This is a genomic window from Arcanobacterium phocae (assembly GCF_900105865.1).
Classification (GTDB): domain Bacteria; phylum Actinomycetota; class Actinomycetes; order Actinomycetales; family Actinomycetaceae; genus Arcanobacterium; species Arcanobacterium phocae.
Genome location: NZ_LT629804.1, coordinates 876,455 through 894,679 on the forward strand (window position 1 = coordinate 876,455; position 18,225 = coordinate 894,679).

Annotated in this window: 12 protein-coding genes and 3 rRNA genes; 8 read left to right on the top strand and 7 right to left on the bottom strand. The window is 52.6% G+C overall.

Annotated features, from left to right (window positions below):
* Positions 1-100: 100 nt before the first annotated feature.
* From BLT51_RS03775 to BLT51_RS03790, 4 genes are all read right to left on the bottom strand, one after another.
* Positions 101-2,692, bottom strand: a complete 2,592-nt coding sequence (locus BLT51_RS03775) for a DEAD/DEAH box helicase (RefSeq protein WP_091280096.1) — start codon at positions 2,690-2,692, stop codon at positions 101-103.
* Positions 2,692-4,698: a site-specific DNA-methyltransferase gene (locus BLT51_RS03780; protein WP_172801313.1), complete on the bottom strand. Its 2,007-nt coding sequence runs from the start codon at positions 4,696-4,698 to the stop codon at positions 2,692-2,694. Before BLT51_RS03780 ends, BLT51_RS03775 begins: the two co-directional genes overlap by 1 nt.
* Before the next feature lie 275 nt (positions 4,699-4,973).
* The gene (locus tag BLT51_RS03785) at positions 4,974-5,123 is read right to left on the bottom strand and encodes an N-6 DNA methylase (RefSeq protein ID WP_231943995.1); all 150 of its coding nucleotides are present in this window, start codon (positions 5,121-5,123) and stop codon (positions 4,974-4,976) included.
* 153 nt (positions 5,124-5,276) lie between these two features.
* Entirely contained in the window at positions 5,277-6,044 is a 768-nt protein-coding gene (locus BLT51_RS03790) for an Abi family protein (RefSeq protein ID WP_091280098.1), read from the bottom strand.
* Positions 6,045-6,343: 299 nt separating this feature from the next.
* On the opposite strand from BLT51_RS03790, the gene BLT51_RS09240 reads away from it, so the two are divergent.
* The 3 genes from BLT51_RS09240 to BLT51_RS03805 are packed head-to-tail and all read left to right on the top strand — an operon-like array spanning position 6,344 to position 8,218.
* Positions 6,344-7,057, top strand: a complete 714-nt coding sequence (locus BLT51_RS09240) for an ASCH domain-containing protein (protein WP_197672593.1) — start codon at positions 6,344-6,346, stop codon at positions 7,055-7,057.
* Between the two features lie 12 nt (positions 7,058-7,069).
* Positions 7,070-7,783 (top strand): potassium channel family protein, encoded by a 714-nt coding sequence (locus tag BLT51_RS03800; RefSeq protein ID WP_091280100.1) that lies wholly within the window; start codon positions 7,070-7,072, stop codon positions 7,781-7,783.
* A gap of 15 nt (positions 7,784-7,798) precedes the next feature.
* Positions 7,799-8,218: a rhodanese-like domain-containing protein gene (locus BLT51_RS03805; protein ID WP_157672887.1), complete on the top strand. Its 420-nt coding sequence runs from the start codon at positions 7,799-7,801 to the stop codon at positions 8,216-8,218.
* Between the two features lie 61 nt (positions 8,219-8,279).
* Here the strand turns inward: BLT51_RS03805 and BLT51_RS03810 are convergent, their stop codons facing one another.
* Both BLT51_RS03810 and BLT51_RS03815 read right to left on the bottom strand, forming a co-directional pair.
* Complete coding sequence (locus BLT51_RS03810) at positions 8,280-8,741, bottom strand: Dps family protein (protein WP_172801314.1); 462 nt, start codon at positions 8,739-8,741, stop codon at positions 8,280-8,282.
* A gap of 67 nt (positions 8,742-8,808) precedes the next feature.
* Complete coding sequence (locus BLT51_RS03815) at positions 8,809-9,357, bottom strand: NADPH-dependent FMN reductase (protein WP_091280106.1); 549 nt, start codon at positions 9,355-9,357, stop codon at positions 8,809-8,811.
* A 593-nt stretch (positions 9,358-9,950) separates the two neighbouring features.
* Here BLT51_RS03815 and BLT51_RS03820 point away from each other — a divergent pair.
* From BLT51_RS03820 to ptsP, 5 genes are all read left to right on the top strand, one after another.
* Positions 9,951-11,477: ribosomal RNA gene (locus tag BLT51_RS03820) — 16S ribosomal RNA — on the top strand.
* A 255-nt stretch (positions 11,478-11,732) separates the two neighbouring features.
* Positions 11,733-14,826 (top strand): 23S ribosomal RNA (locus BLT51_RS03825).
* A gap of 96 nt (positions 14,827-14,922) precedes the next feature.
* Positions 14,923-15,040: ribosomal RNA gene (rrf, locus tag BLT51_RS03830) — 5S ribosomal RNA — on the top strand.
* The 16S, 23S and 5S rRNA genes sit together here, the layout of an rRNA operon.
* A 284-nt stretch (positions 15,041-15,324) precedes the next feature.
* Positions 15,325-15,588, top strand: a complete 264-nt coding sequence (locus BLT51_RS03835; RefSeq protein ID WP_091280109.1) for an HPr family phosphocarrier protein — start codon at positions 15,325-15,327, stop codon at positions 15,586-15,588.
* A gap of 4 nt (positions 15,589-15,592) precedes the next feature.
* Positions 15,593-17,293, top strand: a complete 1,701-nt coding sequence (ptsP, locus tag BLT51_RS03840; protein ID WP_091282555.1) for a phosphoenolpyruvate--protein phosphotransferase — start codon at positions 15,593-15,595, stop codon at positions 17,291-17,293.
* A 77-nt stretch (positions 17,294-17,370) separates the two neighbouring features.
* On the opposite strand, the gene BLT51_RS03845 is transcribed toward ptsP, so the two are convergent.
* On the bottom strand, positions 17,371-18,219 hold the full coding sequence (locus BLT51_RS03845; RefSeq protein ID WP_091280111.1) for a PRD domain-containing protein: 849 nt from the start codon (positions 18,217-18,219) through the stop codon (positions 17,371-17,373).
* Positions 18,220-18,225: the final 6 nt, after the last annotated feature.

Sequence of the window (18,225 nt, forward strand, 5' to 3'; positions counted from 1 at the left end):
ACTGAAGGCCGGTTCGGATTTGTGTTCCTTACTGGGCGAGGCCGTCACCCTCGACCTGCCCAATGCTGGAGCCCCGTGATACGCCCAGACAAACTCGCTGCTATAGGGCGTTGCTTACCGGTTGGGAGAAGGCTTTCAGGTCTTCCCACGAGTCTGCGCGAGCGGTGTCTTGTTCGTAAGCGATCAGATAACCCCAGTGCTGGCCGGCGTAGGCGTCCTCAGCAACTAGACGCCGTACCAGAGTTTCGGCGGCCTTGCGTTTGGCCTGCACTTTGGCGTCGTCGCGACCGCGCTCGTCTTTACCTTCGATGATCCAATGCACGCCGTTGGTGTCGAGGGCGACGAAATCGGGGAAGTAGCGATCCTTGGCGTTGTAGTACACAAATGCCTGGTCTTGCGAGTGGAGCCGATGCCACCACACGATCCCTGGAGAGGTGTTGAGCAGGCGGGCAAGCTGGTATTCGCCGGTGAAAGAGTCGAAGGATTCTTCCGCGAACAGCGACTTGAACCAGCCCCCATAGACCCGGTGGCGCACGAACTGGTCGCGACTCTCGATCTGGTCATGCACCTCCTCACCGAGTGGTAGCGTGTATCCCTCACCAGGCATCGACTTGGGGCGAATAGCCGGCACCTCGCGGGTGGCCCGCAGGGTCTCGGTCGTGTAGTTCTTAATCAGTCCCAGTAGCTCGGCGCGAGCCGAGCCGAGGGACTTGACTGTCCAACCGGTGAACGTCACACTCTGCATGAACCTAGGAACCAGGAACGTAGTGACGTAGCGGGCGGTTTGTTCGGTCTTGGGCACCAGCGACATGTTGATGACCAGCTTGATCAGTGCCTCTTGCGCGTCAGCATCATCGATGTGAATGGAGTCGACTTCGGCGCTCTCTCGATCCTCGGCTCGTAGCTTCTTGCCCAAGACAGCGATGATCTCCTTACGCAAGAGCACGTCCCCGGCGGAAGTGACTCGCCGGGCAGCCTGCTCAATCTCAAAGTCACTGATTTCAGACAGGTCAATGGGAGGTTGTTGCACCTTCATCATCGTTACCGGGAATTGATAGGCCACATCAGCAAAGTTGGGGTTGCGTCCGATCGAGACAAGCTCCCAAGTGAGTTTTTCCTCCGAGTCGGTGATAGTGCGAATCCCGACACCAGGTAGCCCTGTACCCTCATCGACACTACCGCCGACGAGAACCGTGCCCGGTTGAGGGGCCACACCGGTATCGTCACTGTTGGAGCCGGTACAAGGCCCCGGCACGGCCTTAGCCGTTGATTGATCGCTGTCACTCTCGGTAGTGGTTGTTCCCGCACCCGTGCCTGTTTTTTCGGTGGCTTTGCGGATTGCTTCTTCCACTTTAATCTTGTCGGGCTCGGCGACGGCTTCTTCCAGGCCGAACTGCTGAAGGATGTTCTCAGTGTTGAGGAGTTCAGTGAAAGACTGGTGGGCGATGATGTCGAGTTGGTCGATCTGCCATACGCCCGTGTACTTCCCGAACGGTAGCCTGAGTCCGCGTCCCATAGTCTGCTGGGTCAGCACCTCCGAGGCCATGGCCCGTAGTGTCACGACGACGGCGATGTTCTTGACATCCCAGCCTTCCTTGAGCTTGTTCACGCTCACCACAGCCAGCACGGGTGATTCAGGTTGGTCGAGCCCGTCGAGGCGACGCTGGGTCAACTCGTCTTCATGCTTGGAGTCCACTTGCAACACGGCCTCATCCCGGCCGAGATACTCCGGAGTGCGTAACAGTTCAGCAACCTGGGTAGCGTGCTCCACATCCGAACATACGACGAACGTGACTGCGTTGAGGTGAGAGTGGTTCTGGCTCGCAGCATACGAGTCGTAGTATGCCTGCTTGAGGTCGCGCAACTGCAGTGCGTCACGTAACTGTTGTTCCTCAGAGGCTTCGTCGGTGCCGTATCCAGTCTTGCGGAACGCAAGCACAGGCGCTTTGACATACTTGTCCTGAATAGCCCGGTAGAGCGGGTATTCGTAGATGACATGATCGGTCTTCTTGTCCACCGACGCCGTCAGACCAATCGTCGCCGCCGGATCGAGTTCCTTCAATGCCGCATTGAATGCCACTGCACTCGCCCCGTACAGGTGGGACTCGTCGGCGATCACCACTAGATCGTCAAGGTTCTTGAGGTAATCAAAAAGCACACCAGCGTTCTCGTCAAACCGGCGCGGCTTGCGACGCATCGCATCCTGGGTACCACCATGGGTGTCGCCCTCGGCTTCTTTCGGCGCGATCAACTGTTGGATGTTGAAGATGAACGCCAGCACCGGCACCTCACGGCCGAACGCGAGTCGAGCCGCGCCATTCTGGCGAGCCACCCAGGCAGAGTAATCCTGCGGGGTGACCACCTCAGGCGGCACCGCGGAGCCGGTGATGTAGCGGGACGAACCCGGTGTGAAATTCTGTACCGTCTTTGTCTGTACCGTCTTGCCCGGGGTGACAATCACGACGTTGCCAACCCCTTGACGGCGCAGATATTCCACGAACGCCGCCATCAGATAGGTCTTACCCACACCCGTAGCAAGGTTTAACACCTGCATTACCGTGGAGTCGTAGTCGCCGTCGAGGGTGAAGACCAACTGGCGTAGCGCCTCCTTGTTAGGAGCGCGCAGGTCGAACTCCGAACTGATCGACTCCAACATATCCGAATCAAAACTGATGTTAAGACGCTTAGCCATTACTGATCACCACCTTGTGCGTAGCGGAAAATATCATCCGGGATAGCAATTACCCGAGATCCTTTCATCTGCTTGCGAAGGCGTTGGCGGACGCCGTCCATCACGGTGGTGGCGGCTAATACGATCGTCTCGCCTAGTTGAACATGAGACACGAGTGAGTCCACCACCTCAACGGTCGCTACACCCTCTACCACCTTTAACAAGGCATTGCCACGGCGAGCATCGAAAATATAGTCATCATCCGGGTGCAACAGCGTAAAACCAAGATTGGCAGCGACCGACTCGATCAGCGTATCGCCTGTCGCTTCAGCAGTGAGCATCACCCGATTCAGCTCGGGATTGTAGTCGAAACATGCAGGCGATAGGTGAGCAACTTGGAAACCTCCGCCACCACGCCAATTAACGACTTCCTTCGTGCACTTCGTCTTCGAAGCGGCCTTCAGTGCCTTTACCTCGACGCTCTTCTTCAACTCCGGGTTGTCCTTGATCAATTTGTTGAGCACACTCGTAAACTTTGCGGCATCCTCCGGACTCACCCCATCAGGCAGCCCGTCTTTCGTCGCGTCAACTCGCTCACCCTTCGACCGCGTGATTCCACCCGGATCTTCATCGTTGACAACCTTTTCAAGCCGAGGCCGCGTGAACGTATTGAAGGTGCTTTCAAGTAACTCACACGTCACCCAACGCCGCCCCATCTTCTGCGCCACCGCGGCAGTCGTACCCGAACCTGCAAACACATCCAACACAATGTCACCAGGATTGGAACCGATATGAATTATCCGTTCCAGGAGACGCTCGGGTTTTGGTGTTGAGAATGGCTTCTCTCCAAGGAATAGAGCACTGATTTCCTTTTTAGCGAGATCAGTATGACCAACTTCTGTATGTGGAAGAAGGTTCACTGGAACTCTTCCGGCGACATCTTTCAGATAGATCTTCAGGAACACTCCTCCTAAGGGAGTAGGACAGAATTCCGGCAACACTTCAGATCCATACCGAGAGAGGTTGTTTGTCCCAATTTCCGTGTTCCACTCTTTCAAAACTAGCGGTTTAATGTCATTTCGGATCTGAACTCCTTGACCTTCAATGCGAGCCCGCGCACTGCTCTCACTTTCTGTAAAATCACCATCAACGTACTCACCCCAGAAGGAAAGATGCTCACGGACTATCTCCTTGCGAAAATACCAATTTGCTCCACTAGACGGATATTGCATTTCTCCCGTGAATGGATTCTGAATACCGTACACGCTCGGGTGCTGGTTTTTAGATGGGTTGTGTCGAGCCGTTCCGTCGGCGACCTTCCATGGTCCACGAGGATCCTGATCTGGATTGGTATATCGAGCGTTCATTTCTTGTGTACGAGGAAGCCGGCACGGCTGGAATGCCCCAGATTTTCGATAAACTAAAATTGAGTCAGTCATCGATGCGATTGATGTCGAATTATTGCTTGCTCCATACTTCTTCTCCCACTGCATGTCGATAACAAAATTTCCAGAGCCAAATACTTCATCAAGAAGTAGTCGCATTCGGTGGCTTTCGACGTGGTCGAGGTGTACCCAGATGGAACCGTCGTCGGCAAGCAGCTTCTTCATGTGCAAGAGTCGATCGCGCATCATGGTCAACCAGATTGAGTGCTCGAGGTTGTCCTCGTAGCTAGCGAAGGTCTGAGCAGTGTTGAACGGCGGATCGATGTAGATGAGTTTCACCTGCCCGACGTACTTTTCGGCGAGTTCGGGAACGCGGGTGAGTACTTCGAGCACGTCGCCAGATTCGCCGAGAATTAGTAAATTATCGTCTTGGGGTTCAAGGTTAGCACGCTCGGAGTATTCGAACTCATCCGTTTTTGATGTCTGGTTGCCTTGCACATAGTCGTCGTAAACGAGCGTGCGGGTCTCGCAGTAACGGGGATCCGATGGGTCTACCCAGGTGTAACCGTACTTGCCTGTTTCTGTAGGGATAAGCGCTTTGTCTTTATTGTACCAGGTGAGTTGGAGACGTTGATCTGCCATCTAGTTGGTCTCTCCCTTCGCGTCAGTGAGGGCGACCTCGCAAATGTCGGCGATGTCGCAGTTGGGTGTCACAGATTTTCACGAGGACGGTTTTGTGGCGACGTTCTCGTCTCGGCCGACCTTGGCGATGATCGTTCTTGAAAGCTCGGCCATCTTCCGCGGGTTTTGTGGTTGAAGTTCTTTATTGATGAGTAGTTTCCACGGAGGTTTGGGGTTCTCCTTCTAATCAAAAACTGCCCCTACGCCTCGAGTGCTTAGGTTATGCCACTTTCTAGTCATTCTACTCGAAAATTTTCATAAATCTTGATTTCTTTCCAGTCACTCAGATGATCGGCGATAATATGGCTCATTAGCAAAGAAACCTCATGTGGGGTATAGAACTCGCCTACTTTCTTGCCCGCATTCGCTACAAAATTCGAAACCAGCTACTCGTAAATAAAGCCAAGGACACCATAGTCAGGCTTTGAGCTCATTAGAATCTCATTAATAAGATAAATTTTCTATTCGTGACATGAATGAATTATTCAACCTAAAAATACCGGGTTGTAACACGGAATTAAGAGTTGTTAGTAGACTCGCTACTTCATTTTAGGCTTGAGGATACCTGACCTATAAAGGTCGTTACTATCAATAGGTTGTGTCACTTGGTCGAACCACCCATGATCTTTGTCCAGTTGCTTCAGCCAGCGCCGAATAACGATGATCGCGCCATAGCTACCCGGATGTGCAAAATCCGGGGCATCTCGCTTCTCCTTAGGGCGAACTTTGAAAGAGATGTCGAATGAGCGGTTCCAGAGCTGAGCATAGTGTGCGCATTTGTTGCGAAGCGAAGAATATGCGTGCAATGTGGAAGAAAAACCTTCACGAGCAATAGCTAACGAATCAGCCGTATTCAAAATAATATCTTTGTTTGCCATGTACTGGCATAATCTCGCGAAGGTTCCAAAACTCATTGTTTCGATTGCAACCCACACGGGAACATGAGAGAAGTCGTCACCCTGTCGGTAGCGTTCTATTGTCGGTTGATTCTTCCGCAGTAGCTGCGAGTGCATTTTGTTTATGTGATCATCCAGCCCCGGTGTCACTGCGAGGTAATTTGCTTTTTCTAAATAAAACGCATCACTGCCATATATTTTGCCTGCTTCATATGCGAAAACAGACCGTGTGGAAACTTCGATTATGTCTAATGCTTCAAGCAGTAATCGCCGCAAACGTTGATCGAGGTCCATAAGAGACGAAATATCGTCAAAACTGATGCCATTGGAGAAATTATTCTTGCCATGTCGAGGGTCTTCTTGAAATTCTCGAGCATACCCAGAAAAACGATAATAATTATGGGATCGCAAAAATCCTCGGCTTCAGTTTTGGAATGAATAATAAGACCGCGTTCTTCTAACAAAAGAACCTGATCTTCTATTGAAAGAAAGCACTTATTGTTCGCCATGGCAATCCCGAGGTAAAAATTGGCCCTCCGCATTTGAGGAAGCCGAAGCTCTAGCCTTGGGAGGGCGCTGACGTAACTAATCTATCAGATTTCCTTGTAGAGCAGAACCCACATTTTATGCATTACGTAACTGACTGAGGGACTTTTAGAAAATGCGAGGATTGTGAAAGTAACTGGTGTGTCATGCACTAAACTATCCCTATGCTTTCTGAACCTACGCGCGCCCTTGTAGCATATGCGCTCGCGGATCATGCCCGCAGCTCGGTACCCAACAGCAGCTCGGTTTCCGACCATGGCAACAGCCCTGCGCCGTCCTCGCTCATCGCTACCGTCCAAACCCGGTCTGGCCGCGTGATCGCGGGTTTGTCTGAGAATGATTTTCGGCAGTTGCGTGCCAAGAATATTTTTGCCGACGACGATCCCGCCGTCGCCGTAGTCCTATTACACGCGCTAACTGGCAGAATCGTGTGTCCGCCAAAGCCGTGGCGTGAGTTGTTGTGTGCCTATGACCCGGCTATCACGTGTGTTATGCGAGATGACGCTGGCTTGCATGAAGCACTAGCGAGCCAGCTCCCGATGCGCGAATGCACTGCGCTTGCCCCGCAGCAGATAAATATGTGGGAGGGGTATGAGACGCTTGTAATGAGCGGGCAGAAGAAGCAAACTATTCGGCTAGATGATCCGTTCGTGGTGGGACCAGCGCAGATTGTGTTTGATAAGGATTCTGGGAGGGTCATAGTGGATGCGGTAGTAACTGCGGTGCGCACATGCAAACTGCCGGAGCTTACTGAGGATGATGCACGCCGTGATGGTTTTGCCTCGTTGGCAGAGCTTTATTCGGCACTGCATCAGCATTATCCGCAACTGCCTGCTGATCCGCCGGTGGATATAGTGACGTATGAGCTTGCGAAATGAAGAGGTGTGAACATGAGTCGAGTAGAAAAATGGGAACAGCGAACTGAGCTCCCGATGGTGATTCTGGCTGTGGTTTTTCTGGTCATTTACGGCTGGGAAGTTATTGGCGATCTCCAGGGGCTTTCCCGGTTGCGGATGGAGTTGGCAATGAATGTAATCTGGGGAGTTTTCATTGTCGACTATTGCGTACGCTTGATCATTGCGGATAATCGGCGATCCTGGTTTCTGCGAAATCTGTTCGACCTCGCAATCGTGCTTTTGCCGCTACTACGCCCGCTTCGCATGTTGCGTCTGCTGGCGTTTGTAAAGATTCTGGGCCGGCGGGTAACGTTGGGATTCCGCGGAAAAATTATTGTCTACGCGGCTAGTGCGGTGGTGATGCTGGTTCTTATTTCGGCAATCGCGGTGCTTGATGTGGAGCGCCGGGCGCCGGGGACGATGCTTGATAACTTCGGGGATTCGTTGTGGTGGGCGTTCGTTACGATTACCACTGTGGGGTACGGGGATCTTTTTCCAGTGACGACGACGGGGCGCATTATCGCCTTGTTCCTCATGATCGGTGGAATCGCGCTGACTGGTATTGTCACGGCAACCCTTGCGTCGTGGATTGTTGAAACAGTTAGTGAGGAGTCTGAGGTTCACCAGACGGCAACTAAGAAAGAAATCGCTGATCTGCGTGCTGAAATTAGTGAATTAAAGGAGCTTCTCGCACAGCAAACGCTTTAGGCTACAATGAGCGTTATGATGAAGAATATTTTTACTGGCGCTGTGTGCGGATTGTGTCTTGTTCTGGCCGGTTGTTCGGCTTCTGAGCAAGCCCAGCCGAATACCGCCACCGAATCAGCTTCGAGCAACAGCTCCCAGACGGCGGAGACGGAGAAGGATCAAACCCCGATGATTATTGATGTTCGTACCCCAGAAGAATTCGCTACCGGCCACGTTGCTGGTGCTGTCAATTTTGATGTCAATGATGCTGAGTTCCAAAACCAGGTTAAGGATCTAGATAAATCTGCGGCCTATGTTCTTTACTGCCGTTCTGGCAATCGCGCTGAAGGAGCCAAAGGCTATCTAGAAAGCATTGGCTTTACCGACGTGAAGAACCTTGGGTCGGTCCAAGATGCGTCCCAAGAGTTGGGCTTGGACGTCGTCGTCGATAAATAACTTAAGTGACTGTACAAAAAATTGGGGCGAACCGCGGTTCGCCCCAATTTTTGTTTTAAGCTCAAGCCTTGTCGATTGATGATCCAATAAACCAAGCTTGCTGCTCAAGCTGGCGGACGTAGTCAAGCAGGATATCGGCAGAAGCCGGATCTTCGGCGTCGACCTTCTCATGTACCTGGCGCATCGTGCCAACGGTTGCGTTAATCGCGGCAACTGCTGCTACTACAGCTTCCTCGGTGGAAACGATAGTTTCTTTGACTGCTGGCAGGCTGGTGAGTTCGCCAATAGTTTGTGGGCGTCCGTCCGGGATGAGGTTAATAGCGCGCATGCGCTCAGCAACTTCGTCAGATGCTGCGCGTGCAATAGCGACGACCTCATCTAGGTAGAGGTGGAGGCCACGGAAGCCAACGCCAACAACGTTCCAATGTAACTGCTTACCCACGAGGGAAAGCGCCGTTACGTCGGTCAATACTTTCTGCAAGCTCTCAGATAGAACAGTTGAACCAGAAAAACCCTTCGTCATCATTTTCCTCTCGTTGAAAATTTTCTTTGACTCTTCAATTATCTCCCTTGTGGAGATGAAGAGCGCGTTACTTCGCTAGCAGACGAAACGTGGAAACGAATTTATCAATCGCAGTTTGGAAGAAGGAGGTGGTTTGTGGGTTAAGAGTGTTGCCGTCGTACAACTTGTGAATAAAACTCAAATATATTTCCGGCTGCGAGATGACGTGCGCATCCAAGAATGACAAAACGGTTCGCAGATCGCGGTTGGCGCCGAAACCGCCCATGGCTCCCGGGGTGGCAGTGGCAACGAGGGTTGGCTTGCCGGCAAATGATGTAGAACCGTAAGGACGGGAGATAATATCGAGCGCATTTTTCAGGACCGCTGGAATGGAGCGGTTGAATTCCGGGGTGGTGATAATGAAGCCATCGCAGGAGTTCACGGTTTCGCGCAAGGTGGCAACAGATTCGGGCAGAGACTCAGGGGTATCCCACTCTGGGCTGTAGAACGGCAGCTGGTCGATAGCGATATCGACGACGTCGAACCCATCTGGCAGTAACGCTGCTAGATCATGAGCGACTTTCTTATTCCACGAATCTTCGCGGGTACTTCCAACAATGATGCCAATCTTCGGCATGAGAGAGCCTTTCTCTATAAAGAAATAACGCTTGTGCGCCGATTAAAATTATGACAGAAAAAACTTGAATGTTGTAGTAAATCGAGTGAATTTTGCTTATAGATGAGTTGTGTCGACGGCGAACCGTGCTGACGTGGGCTCTAAATGCCATAGCGGGTGGCGAGCTGTCCAGTTCAAAGCTATGTTGGATGCCTTACGTAGGCTATTTTCGTTGTGAATGAGCGGAAGATGGGGAATGTGAGCTGTGTTATGGCGATGTGGTTTGCTGTTTGGGTTGTGGGTGCGTATAGTTTTTATCTGTCGCCGGGAGCGCGGTTGTGGTTCTGGTGGTTGCCTTCTTGATGGTTGCCTGTTTTTCTGGGTGGTTGTTGGGTGTGGGTGTGTTGTTTGATATCTCAATAGTGTGTCAGCTTTTTATTTTGATCATATTTTTTTGATGGCAGATGGTGGGCTGGTCTTTTGGGCTGGTTTGTTGTTTGTTGTTGTTTTTATTTTGGATGAGCTAGTTTTGGTTTGTCTGTTTTTAGAGTCTGTTTTTCGGGCTTTTCGAACGTGTATTGATTGGATGCCCTTTTTGTGGGGTGTTTGGTTTTTGTTTGGAGAGTTTGATCCTGGCTCAGGACGAACGCTGGCGGCGTGCTTAACACATGCAAGTCGAACGATGAAGCCCTAGCTTGCTGGGGTGGATTAGTGGCGAACGGGTGAGTAATACGTGAGTAACCTGCCCCCTTCTTTGGGATAAGCCTTGGAAACGGGGTCTAATACTGGATATTCTGCTTCTGCCGCATGGTGGGGGTTGGAAAGGTTTTTCTGGTGGGGGATGGGCTCACGGCCTATCAGCTTGTTGGTGGGGTGATGGCCTACCAAGGCGTCGACGGGTAGCCGGCCTGAGAGGGTGACCGGCCACATTGGGACTGAGATACGGCCCAGACTCCTACGGGAGGCAGCAGTGGGGAATATTGCACAATGGACGAAAGTCTGATGCAGCGACGCCGCGTGGGGGATGAAGGCTTTCGGGTTGTAAACTCCTTTTAGCACTGAACAAGGCGAAAGTTGAGGGTAGGTGTTGAATAAGCGCCGGCTAACTACGTGCCAGCAGCCGCGGTAATACGTAGGGCGCGAGCGTTGTCCGGAATTATTGGGCGTAAAGAGCTCGTAGGCGGTTTGTCGCGTCTGCTGTGAAAGACCGGGGCTTAACTCCGGGGCTGCAGTGGGTACGGGCAGACTAGAGTGCGGTAGGGGTAACTGGAATTCCTGGTGTAGCGGTGGAATGCGCAGATATCAGGAGGAACACCGATGGCGAAGGCAGGTTACTGGGCCGTTACTGACGCTGAGGAGCGAAAGCATGGGGAGCGAACAGGATTAGATACCCTGGTAGTCCATGCCGTAAACGTTGGGCACTAGGTGTGGGGCCTATTTCCATGGGTTCTGTACCGTAGCTAACGCATTAAGTGCCCCGCCTGGGGAGTACGGCCGCAAGGCTAAAACTCAAAGGAATTGACGGGGGCCCGCACAAGCGGCGGAGCATGCGGATTAATTCGATGCAACGCGAAGAACCTTACCAAGGCTTGACATACACTGCGACATGCTAGAGATAGTGTGGCCTTCGGGGTGGTGTACAGGTGGTGCATGGTTGTCGTCAGCTCGTGTCGTGAGATGTTGGGTTAAGTCCCGCAACGAGCGCAACCCTTGTCTTGTGTTGCCAGCACGTTATGGTGGGGACTCACGAGAGACTGCCGGGGTTAACTCGGAGGAAGGTGGGGATGACGTCAAATCATCATGCCCCTTATGTCTTGGGCTTCACGCATGCTACAATGGCTGGTACAGAGGGTTGCGAGCCTGTGAGGGTGAGCGAATCCCTTAAAGCCAGTCTCAGTTCGGATTGGGGTCTGCAACTCGACCCCATGAAGTCGGAGTCGCTAGTAATCGCAGATCAGCAACGCTGCGGTGAATACGTTCCCGGGCCTTGTACACACCGCCCGTCACGTCACGAAAGTTGGTAACACCCGAAGCCCGTGGCCTAACCTTTTTGGGGGGAGCGGTCGAAGGTGGGATTGGCGATTGGGACGAAGTCGTAACAAGGTAGCCGTACCGGAAGGTGCGGCTGGATCACCTCCTTTCTAAGGAGCTGCCTACATGCCCGTGTTTAATGTTTTGTTTTTTGTGGGTGTGGCTGGTGTCCCTGTTTTGGGGTGTTGGTTGTGGTGGTTTTTAGTGGAAAATGGTTGAGATATTTAGTTGGCATGCTGTTGGGGTGTGGGGTAATACTCCTTGTGCTGCCTGTGATGGGCTGATGACTGTTTGGGTTGTTGGTTTGTTGTGGTGTTGGTGTGGTGGTTGAGAATTGTATAGTGGACGCGAGCATCTTTGGTTTTTTGTAAGTGTTCAAGAGCGTTCGGTGGATGCCTTGGCATACGGAGCCGATGAAGGACGTTGTAGCCTGCGATAAGCCTCGGGGAGTTGGCAAACGAGCTGTGATCCGGGGGTGTCCGAATGGGGAAACCTGGCCAGAGTTGTTTCTGGTTACCAGCATCTGAATGTATAGGGTGTTTGGGGGTAACGCGGGGAAGTGAAACATCTCAGTACCCGCAGGAAAAGATATTCTGTTAGTAGTGGCGAGCGAAAGCGGAAGAGGCTAAACCATGTGCGTGTGATAGCTGTCGGGCGTTGCGTGTGTGGTGTTGTGGGGCCGTGTTTTGACCTTGCCGATGAGGGGTCGAGTAGTGATAAATGCTGGTGTGTAGACGAATCAGTTGGGAAGCTGGACCGTAGACGGTGAGAGTCCGGTAGTTGGAACATGCTAGTCTGCTTTGCATGGTGCCCGAGTAGCACGGGACTCGTGAAATTTCGTGTGAATCTGCACAGACCACTGTGTAAGCCTAAATACTTCGTGTGACCGATAGTGTATGAGTACCGTGAGGGAATGGTGAAAAGTACCCCGGGAGGGGAGTGAAATAGTACCTGAAACCGGACGCTTACAATCCGTCAGAGCCTCCTTGGTAGGGGTGATGGCGTGCCTTTTGAAGAATGAGCCTGCGAGTTAGTGGCATGTAGCGAGGTTAACCCGTGTGGGGTAGCCGTAGCGAAAGCGAGTTTTAAAAAGCGTTGTTAGTTGCATGTTCTAGACCCGAAGCGGGGTGATCTACCCATGGGCAGGTTGAAGCACGTGTAAGAGCGTGTGGAGGACCGAACCCACTTCAGTTGAAAATGGAGGGGATGACCTGTGGGTAGGGGTGAAAGGCCAATCAAACTCCGTGATAGCTGGTTCTCCCCGAAATGCATTTAGGTGCAGCGTCGTGTGTTTCTTACCGGAGGTAGAGCGACTGGATGGCCGATGGCCCTTATCGGGGTACTGACGTCAGCCAAACTCCGAATGCCGGTAAGTAAGAGCACGGCAGTGAGACTGCGGGGGATAAGCTTCGTAGTCGAGAGGGAAACAGCCCAGACCGCCGGTTAAGGCCCCTAAGCGTGTGCTAAGTGGGAAAGGATGTGGAGTTGCTGTGACAACCAGGAGGTTGGCTTAGAAGCAGCCACCCTTGAAAGAGTGCGTAATAGCTCACTGGTCAAGTGATTCTGCGCCGACAATGTAGCGGGGCTAAGTACACCGCCGAAACCGCGGCAATGAAATATTTTTGTTTTGTTGGGTAGGGGAGCGTCGTGCGTGAGGTGAAGCAGCACAGGTGACTGGTTGTGGATTTCGTACGAGTGAGAATGCAGGCATGAGTAGCGAATGACGGGTGAGAATCCCGTCCGCCGAATGACTAAGGGTTCCAGGGCCAGGTTCGTCCGCCCTGGGTTAGTCGGGTCCTAAGGCGAGGCCGACAGGCGTAGTCGATGGGCAACCAGTTGATATTCTGGTACCGGGCAAAGACCGTCAAGTGTTGAAATATGGGATACTAACCATCCAAACCATCATCTTCTTCCTTCGGGTTGGGGTGTGTGGGGAGCGTGGGACCTGATCGTAGAGTAGACAAGCGTGTTAACAGGGGTGACGCAGAGTGGTAGCTCCGCGTGGCTAATGGCTTGCCACGTTTAACAGTGCAGCCCGTTCCCTAGGTAAATCCGGGGGGCGTGAGGGTGAGGCTGGATGATGACCCACTATTGTGGGGAAGTAGAGTGATCCTGTGCTGTCGAGAAAAGCCTCGACGTTAGGTCTTTGGCCGCCCGTACCCTAAACCGACACAGGTAGTCGAGTAGAGAATACTAAGGCGAGCGAGTGAATCGTGGTTAAGGAACTCGGCAAAATGCCCCCGTAACTTCGGAAGAAGGGGGGCCTGGATCCTGAAGCCTGTACTGGCTAGGGTGAAAGGCCGCAGAAACCAGGGAGAAGCGACTGTTTATCAAAAACACAGGTCCGTGCGAACACGTAAGTGGATGTATACGGACTGACGCCTGCCCGGTGCTGGAAGGTTAAGAGGAACGGTTAAAACACTTTTGTGTGTTTGACGCTGTGAATTTAAGCCCCAGTAAACGGCGGTGGTAACTATAACCATCCTAAGGTAGCGAAATTCCTTGTCGGGTAAGTTCCGACCTGCACGAATGGCGTAACGACTTCTCCACTGTCTCAACCGCGAACTCGGTGAAATTGCATTACGAGTAAAGATGCTCGTTACGCGCAGCAGGACGGAAAGACCCCGGGACCTTTACTATAGCTTGGTATTGGTGTTCGGTACGGCTTGTGTAGGATAGGTGGGAGACTATGAGACAGCCACGCCAGTGGTTGTGGAGTCATTGTTGAAATACCACTCTGGTCGTGCTGGATGTCTAACCTTGGACCATGATCTGGTTCAGGGACAGTGCCTGGTGGGTAGTTTAACTGGGGCGGTTGCCTCCTAAATGGTAACGGAGGCGCTCAAAGGTTCCCTCAGCCTGGTTGGCAATCAGGTGTTGAGTGTAAGTGTACAAGGGAGCTTGACTGTGAGACCGACAGGTCGAGCAGGTACGAAAGTAGGAACTAGTGATCCGGCGGTGGCTTGTGGAAGCGCCGTCGCTCAACGGATAAAAGGTACCCCGGGGATAACAGGCTGATCCTGCCCAAGAGTTCATATCGACGGCATGGTTTGGCACCTCGATGTCGGCTCGTCGCATCCTGGGGCTGGAGTAGGTCCCAAGGGTTGGGCTGTTCGCCCATTAAAGCGGCACGCGAGCTGGGTTCAGAACGTCGTGAGACAGTTCGGTCCCTATCCGCTGCGCGCGTAGGAAACTTGAAAAGGGCTGTCCCTAGTACGAGAGGACCGGGACGGACGAACCTCTGGTGTGCCAGTTGTTCCGCCAGGAGCATGGCTGGTTAGCTACGTTCGGAAAGGATAACCGCTGAAAGCATCTAAGCGGGAAGCCTGCTTTGAGATAAGGTTTCCATAAACATTAATGTTTTGAAGGCCCCCTATAGACCATGGGGTTGATAGGCCAGACGTGGACAACAAGTAATTGTTGGAGCTGACTGGTACTAATGGCCAACCACTTATTTAAAAACATGAAACATTTCTTGTGTTACAAGCGTGTTCGCGTCTACTATACGATTCTTGACTCCCACACATAAAGCATGTGTGTTACGTCAACCATTTTGACGGTGGTCATAGTGGCAGGGAAACGCCCGGTACCCATACCGAACCCGGTAGCTAAGCCTGCTAACGCCGATGGTACTGCACTCGAGGGAGTGTGGGAGAGTAGGACACCGCCGTCACACATCTGAAAAAGCGGGAGGGACCCGGTCACCACGACCAGGCCCCTCCCGCTTTTTTGTTTGCGTGTTCGCTCATCGATAACTACAACTAATCTTCACCAACTACTAGCACATACCTTATTGATACGATAAACTGGACGTGGAGCTAATCCACACACAGGGTTGTTACTGAAAAGGCAAGACCTGAGAAATGCTATGCATATCTCAGGTCTTTTATATTTTTACAACCGCAAAATAGTCCACAGAAGTCGTATCTACACGCCTTCAACGAGGAAGGAACACTTATGATCTCTCGTACTGTCACTGTCGCATCCGCTGTTGGTTTGCACGCTCGTCCAGCTGCTATCTTTGCCGAAGCGGCTGAAGCAACAGGAGTTGATTTCACCCTTACACTTGATGGCGAAGAAGCTGATGCGGCTTCCGTGCTCGATGTCATGTCATTGGGTGCAGAGAATGGCGATGAAGTTGTTCTCGCTACCGATGACGATTCCGCCACCGAAGCCCTCGAAAAGCTTGCTGCTCTGATCGCAACCGACCTGGATGCGTGAGACCATGACCGTGCAACACCGGGTTCTTCTTGGCATCGGAGTATCTGCGGGCACTGCGTATGGCCCAATCGCTGTTGTCTCGCCACCACCGGGGATCGATCCTGATGAACCGGCTACCACAGATGTGGAAGCTGCAACTGAGATCGTCAGCGATGCGCTCGAACAAGTTGCTGTTATGCTTCTTGATCGTGCTGAGCGCGCTCCAGAAAAAGGTCAACCTATTCTGCAAGCGACCGCCAAAATGGCTCGTGATCGTGGATTGAAGAAGGGCATTGTCAAAGAGCTCAAGCGTGGCTCTGGTCTGACACGCGCTATCTCCGACGCGATCCAAAAATATGTTGACATGTTTACCCAGCTTGGCGGCTACATGGCAGAGCGCGCGACGGATCTCTATGACGTGCGTGACCGTGCGATCGCCGTCGTGCGAAATGTGCCGATGCCGGGTATTCCGGAACTTAAGGAACCATCAATTATCGTTGCACGCGATCTAGCGCCTGTCGAAACTGCAACTCTTGACCCGAAGCTAGCGTTGGGAATTGCGATTGAAGAAGGCGGACCCACCAGCCACACTGCCATTTTGGCTGCCCAACTCGGTATACCTGCCGTTGTCCGGGTAGGTAATATCGTTGACTATGCCATCAGCGCCCAAGCTGAGGCAACAACGATGGCACTTGATGGTGGTGTTGGCGAAGTTATTATTGCGCCTACGCAGGGCGACGTCGATCTTCTTGCCGAACGCTCCCAGCGTCGCGAAGCAGCCTTGGCTGGGTCGCATGGTGTGGGACTGACTCGTGATGGTCATAAAGTCGCGTTATTAGCCAATATTGGTACGGCAGACGACGCCGAACGCGCAGCCGCATACGATGTTGAAGGTTCGGGACTCTTCCGTACCGAGTTCCTGTTCCTCGGGCGGGAAAGCGCGCCGAGCGTGGAAGAACAAACCAAGGTCTATACTAAGGTCTTCCAGGAGTTTGGACGCCGCCGTGTCACAGTGCGTACCCTCGATGCCGGTGCTGATAAGCCACTGAAGTTTGCGGACCTTGGTGAGGAAGAAAATCCAGCACTTGGGCGTCGTGGCATCCGATTAACCCGGATTCGCGAAGATCTACTTGATGACCAACTTGCAGCACTTGCAGCAGCGCAACAAGCAACAGCTGCCGATGTGCGCGTCATGGCACCAATGGTTGCCACCATGGAAGAAGCCCAGTGGTTTGCTGATAAAGCGCGCGCTGCCGGACTGTCATCAGTGGGAATCATGATCGAGGTTCCGGCCGCGGCAATCAATGCCTCGACACTTTTGTCTATCGTCGATTTCGCGTCCATTGGAACGAACGACTTAGCTCAATACACCATGGCTGCAGACCGTATGCAAGGCGAACTTGCTGGCTTGCTCGATGTATGGCAGCCGGCAATCCTACGTATGATCAAGCTGGCCTGCCAAGGCGGCACGGCTACGGGAAAGTATGTAGGCGTTTGTGGCGAAGCCGGTGGCGATCCGCTCCTTGCTTTGGTTCTAACCGGACTAGGAGTTCAATCGCTCTCGATGGCTCCATCAAAGGTCGATGCAGTTCGGGCGTCGTTGCGACTCCACGATCTGTCCACATGCCAGCAGATGGCAGCCTTCGCGCTCGATGCGCTCACTGCAAAGGATGCACGCGCGGCTGTTGAAGCACTCGTCCATCCGGACGTGAAGTATCTGATGTAACTGCTAACTAACCTCAAAGGGGGGGCGGGCAGGAGAAATCCTGCCCGCCCCCACTCTTAGGTTCGCAAGCCCCAGCTCTATTGAGCTGAGGTGACACGTGAAATATGTAAGGCTAGATACGCGATTTCGTTGCTGTTAAGCTCATGGCCCAGACGCAATGCAACAAGCTGGGCAATATTTTCGGCACATGCATATTCCTGGGTCAGAGTAGAGCGAATCGTCGCACCGATCGAGGAAATATCATCGTTTAACTGCTTGCCTTGCATAATACGAACAAACAGATATCGCATATGCGTGATAAGCCGGGCAGTGTTAATACTTGTTTGATCCAAGTCCATGCTAAAGGTGGCGCCAATGAGGTCAATAACTTGTTGGATAAGACCGGTCATCGTGTAGGTTTGCGACAAGTCACCAGCAGCAAAACCGGCATTGACGAGATGTAGTGCTACCGCAATGGTTTCATGCTCGGGAAGAGCCGGCTGACCTTGTGCTTCTAGCAGCTGGTTGAGCTCAGCCAAGAACTTGCCTGCTTGCATATATTCCGCATGATAGAGATGCTCGACCTCGGCCTGTAACGGATAATGCAAGAGTTGCCCAGTTTCGAGGCGTCGTAGCGCGAGGTCTACGTGATCGCACAGGCTAATAAAAAGGGTTGGGCTAGAAAGCTGAACGTCAGTAAAATGAGCTGCTACCATCGCTTGGTAAACGATATCTCGTACCTTGCTACCCAACTGTGCAATGAGCGCACCAAGATGATCCGGGTCCCGTCCATCAAGCGGGACAAAGACCCGTACCACCCGTTCAGGATCAACGTATTGTCCTGCTGCGGCTTTAAAGCCGACGCCTCGGCCCGTCACGATGACCTCACGGCCAGAGTCTTGACGGGCCAAGACGACGTTGTTATTAAAGATCCGCAGAATCTTCATAGATGT

Bases quoted from the DNA above. Each gene is read 5' to 3' on its own strand.
- BLT51_RS03835 (WP_091280109.1), top strand. From the start codon at position 15,325: ATGATCTCTCGTACTGTCACTGTCGCATCCGCTGTTGGTTTGCACGCT.
- BLT51_RS03775 (WP_091280096.1), bottom strand. From the start codon at position 2,692: ATGGCTAAGCGTCTTAACATCAGTTTTGATTCGGATATGTTGGAGTCG.
- BLT51_RS03845 (WP_091280111.1), bottom strand. From the start codon at position 18,219: ATGAAGATTCTGCGGATCTTTAATAACAACGTCGTCTTGGCCCGTCAA.
- BLT51_RS09240 (WP_197672593.1), top strand. From the start codon at position 6,344: ATGCTTTCTGAACCTACGCGCGCCCTTGTAGCATATGCGCTCGCGGAT.
- BLT51_RS03780 (WP_172801313.1), bottom strand. From the start codon at position 4,698: ATGGCAGATCAACGTCTCCAACTCACCTGGTACAATAAAGACAAAGCG.
- BLT51_RS03810 (WP_172801314.1), bottom strand. From the start codon at position 8,741: ATGACGAAGGGTTTTTCTGGTTCAACTGTTCTATCTGAGAGCTTGCAG.
- ptsP (WP_091282555.1), top strand. From the start codon at position 15,593: ATGACCGTGCAACACCGGGTTCTTCTTGGCATCGGAGTATCTGCGGGC.
- BLT51_RS03805 (WP_157672887.1), top strand. From the start codon at position 7,799: ATGATGAAGAATATTTTTACTGGCGCTGTGTGCGGATTGTGTCTTGTT.
- BLT51_RS03815 (WP_091280106.1), bottom strand. From the start codon at position 9,357: ATGCCGAAGATTGGCATCATTGTTGGAAGTACCCGCGAAGATTCGTGG.
- BLT51_RS03800 (WP_091280100.1), top strand. From the start codon at position 7,070: ATGAGTCGAGTAGAAAAATGGGAACAGCGAACTGAGCTCCCGATGGTG.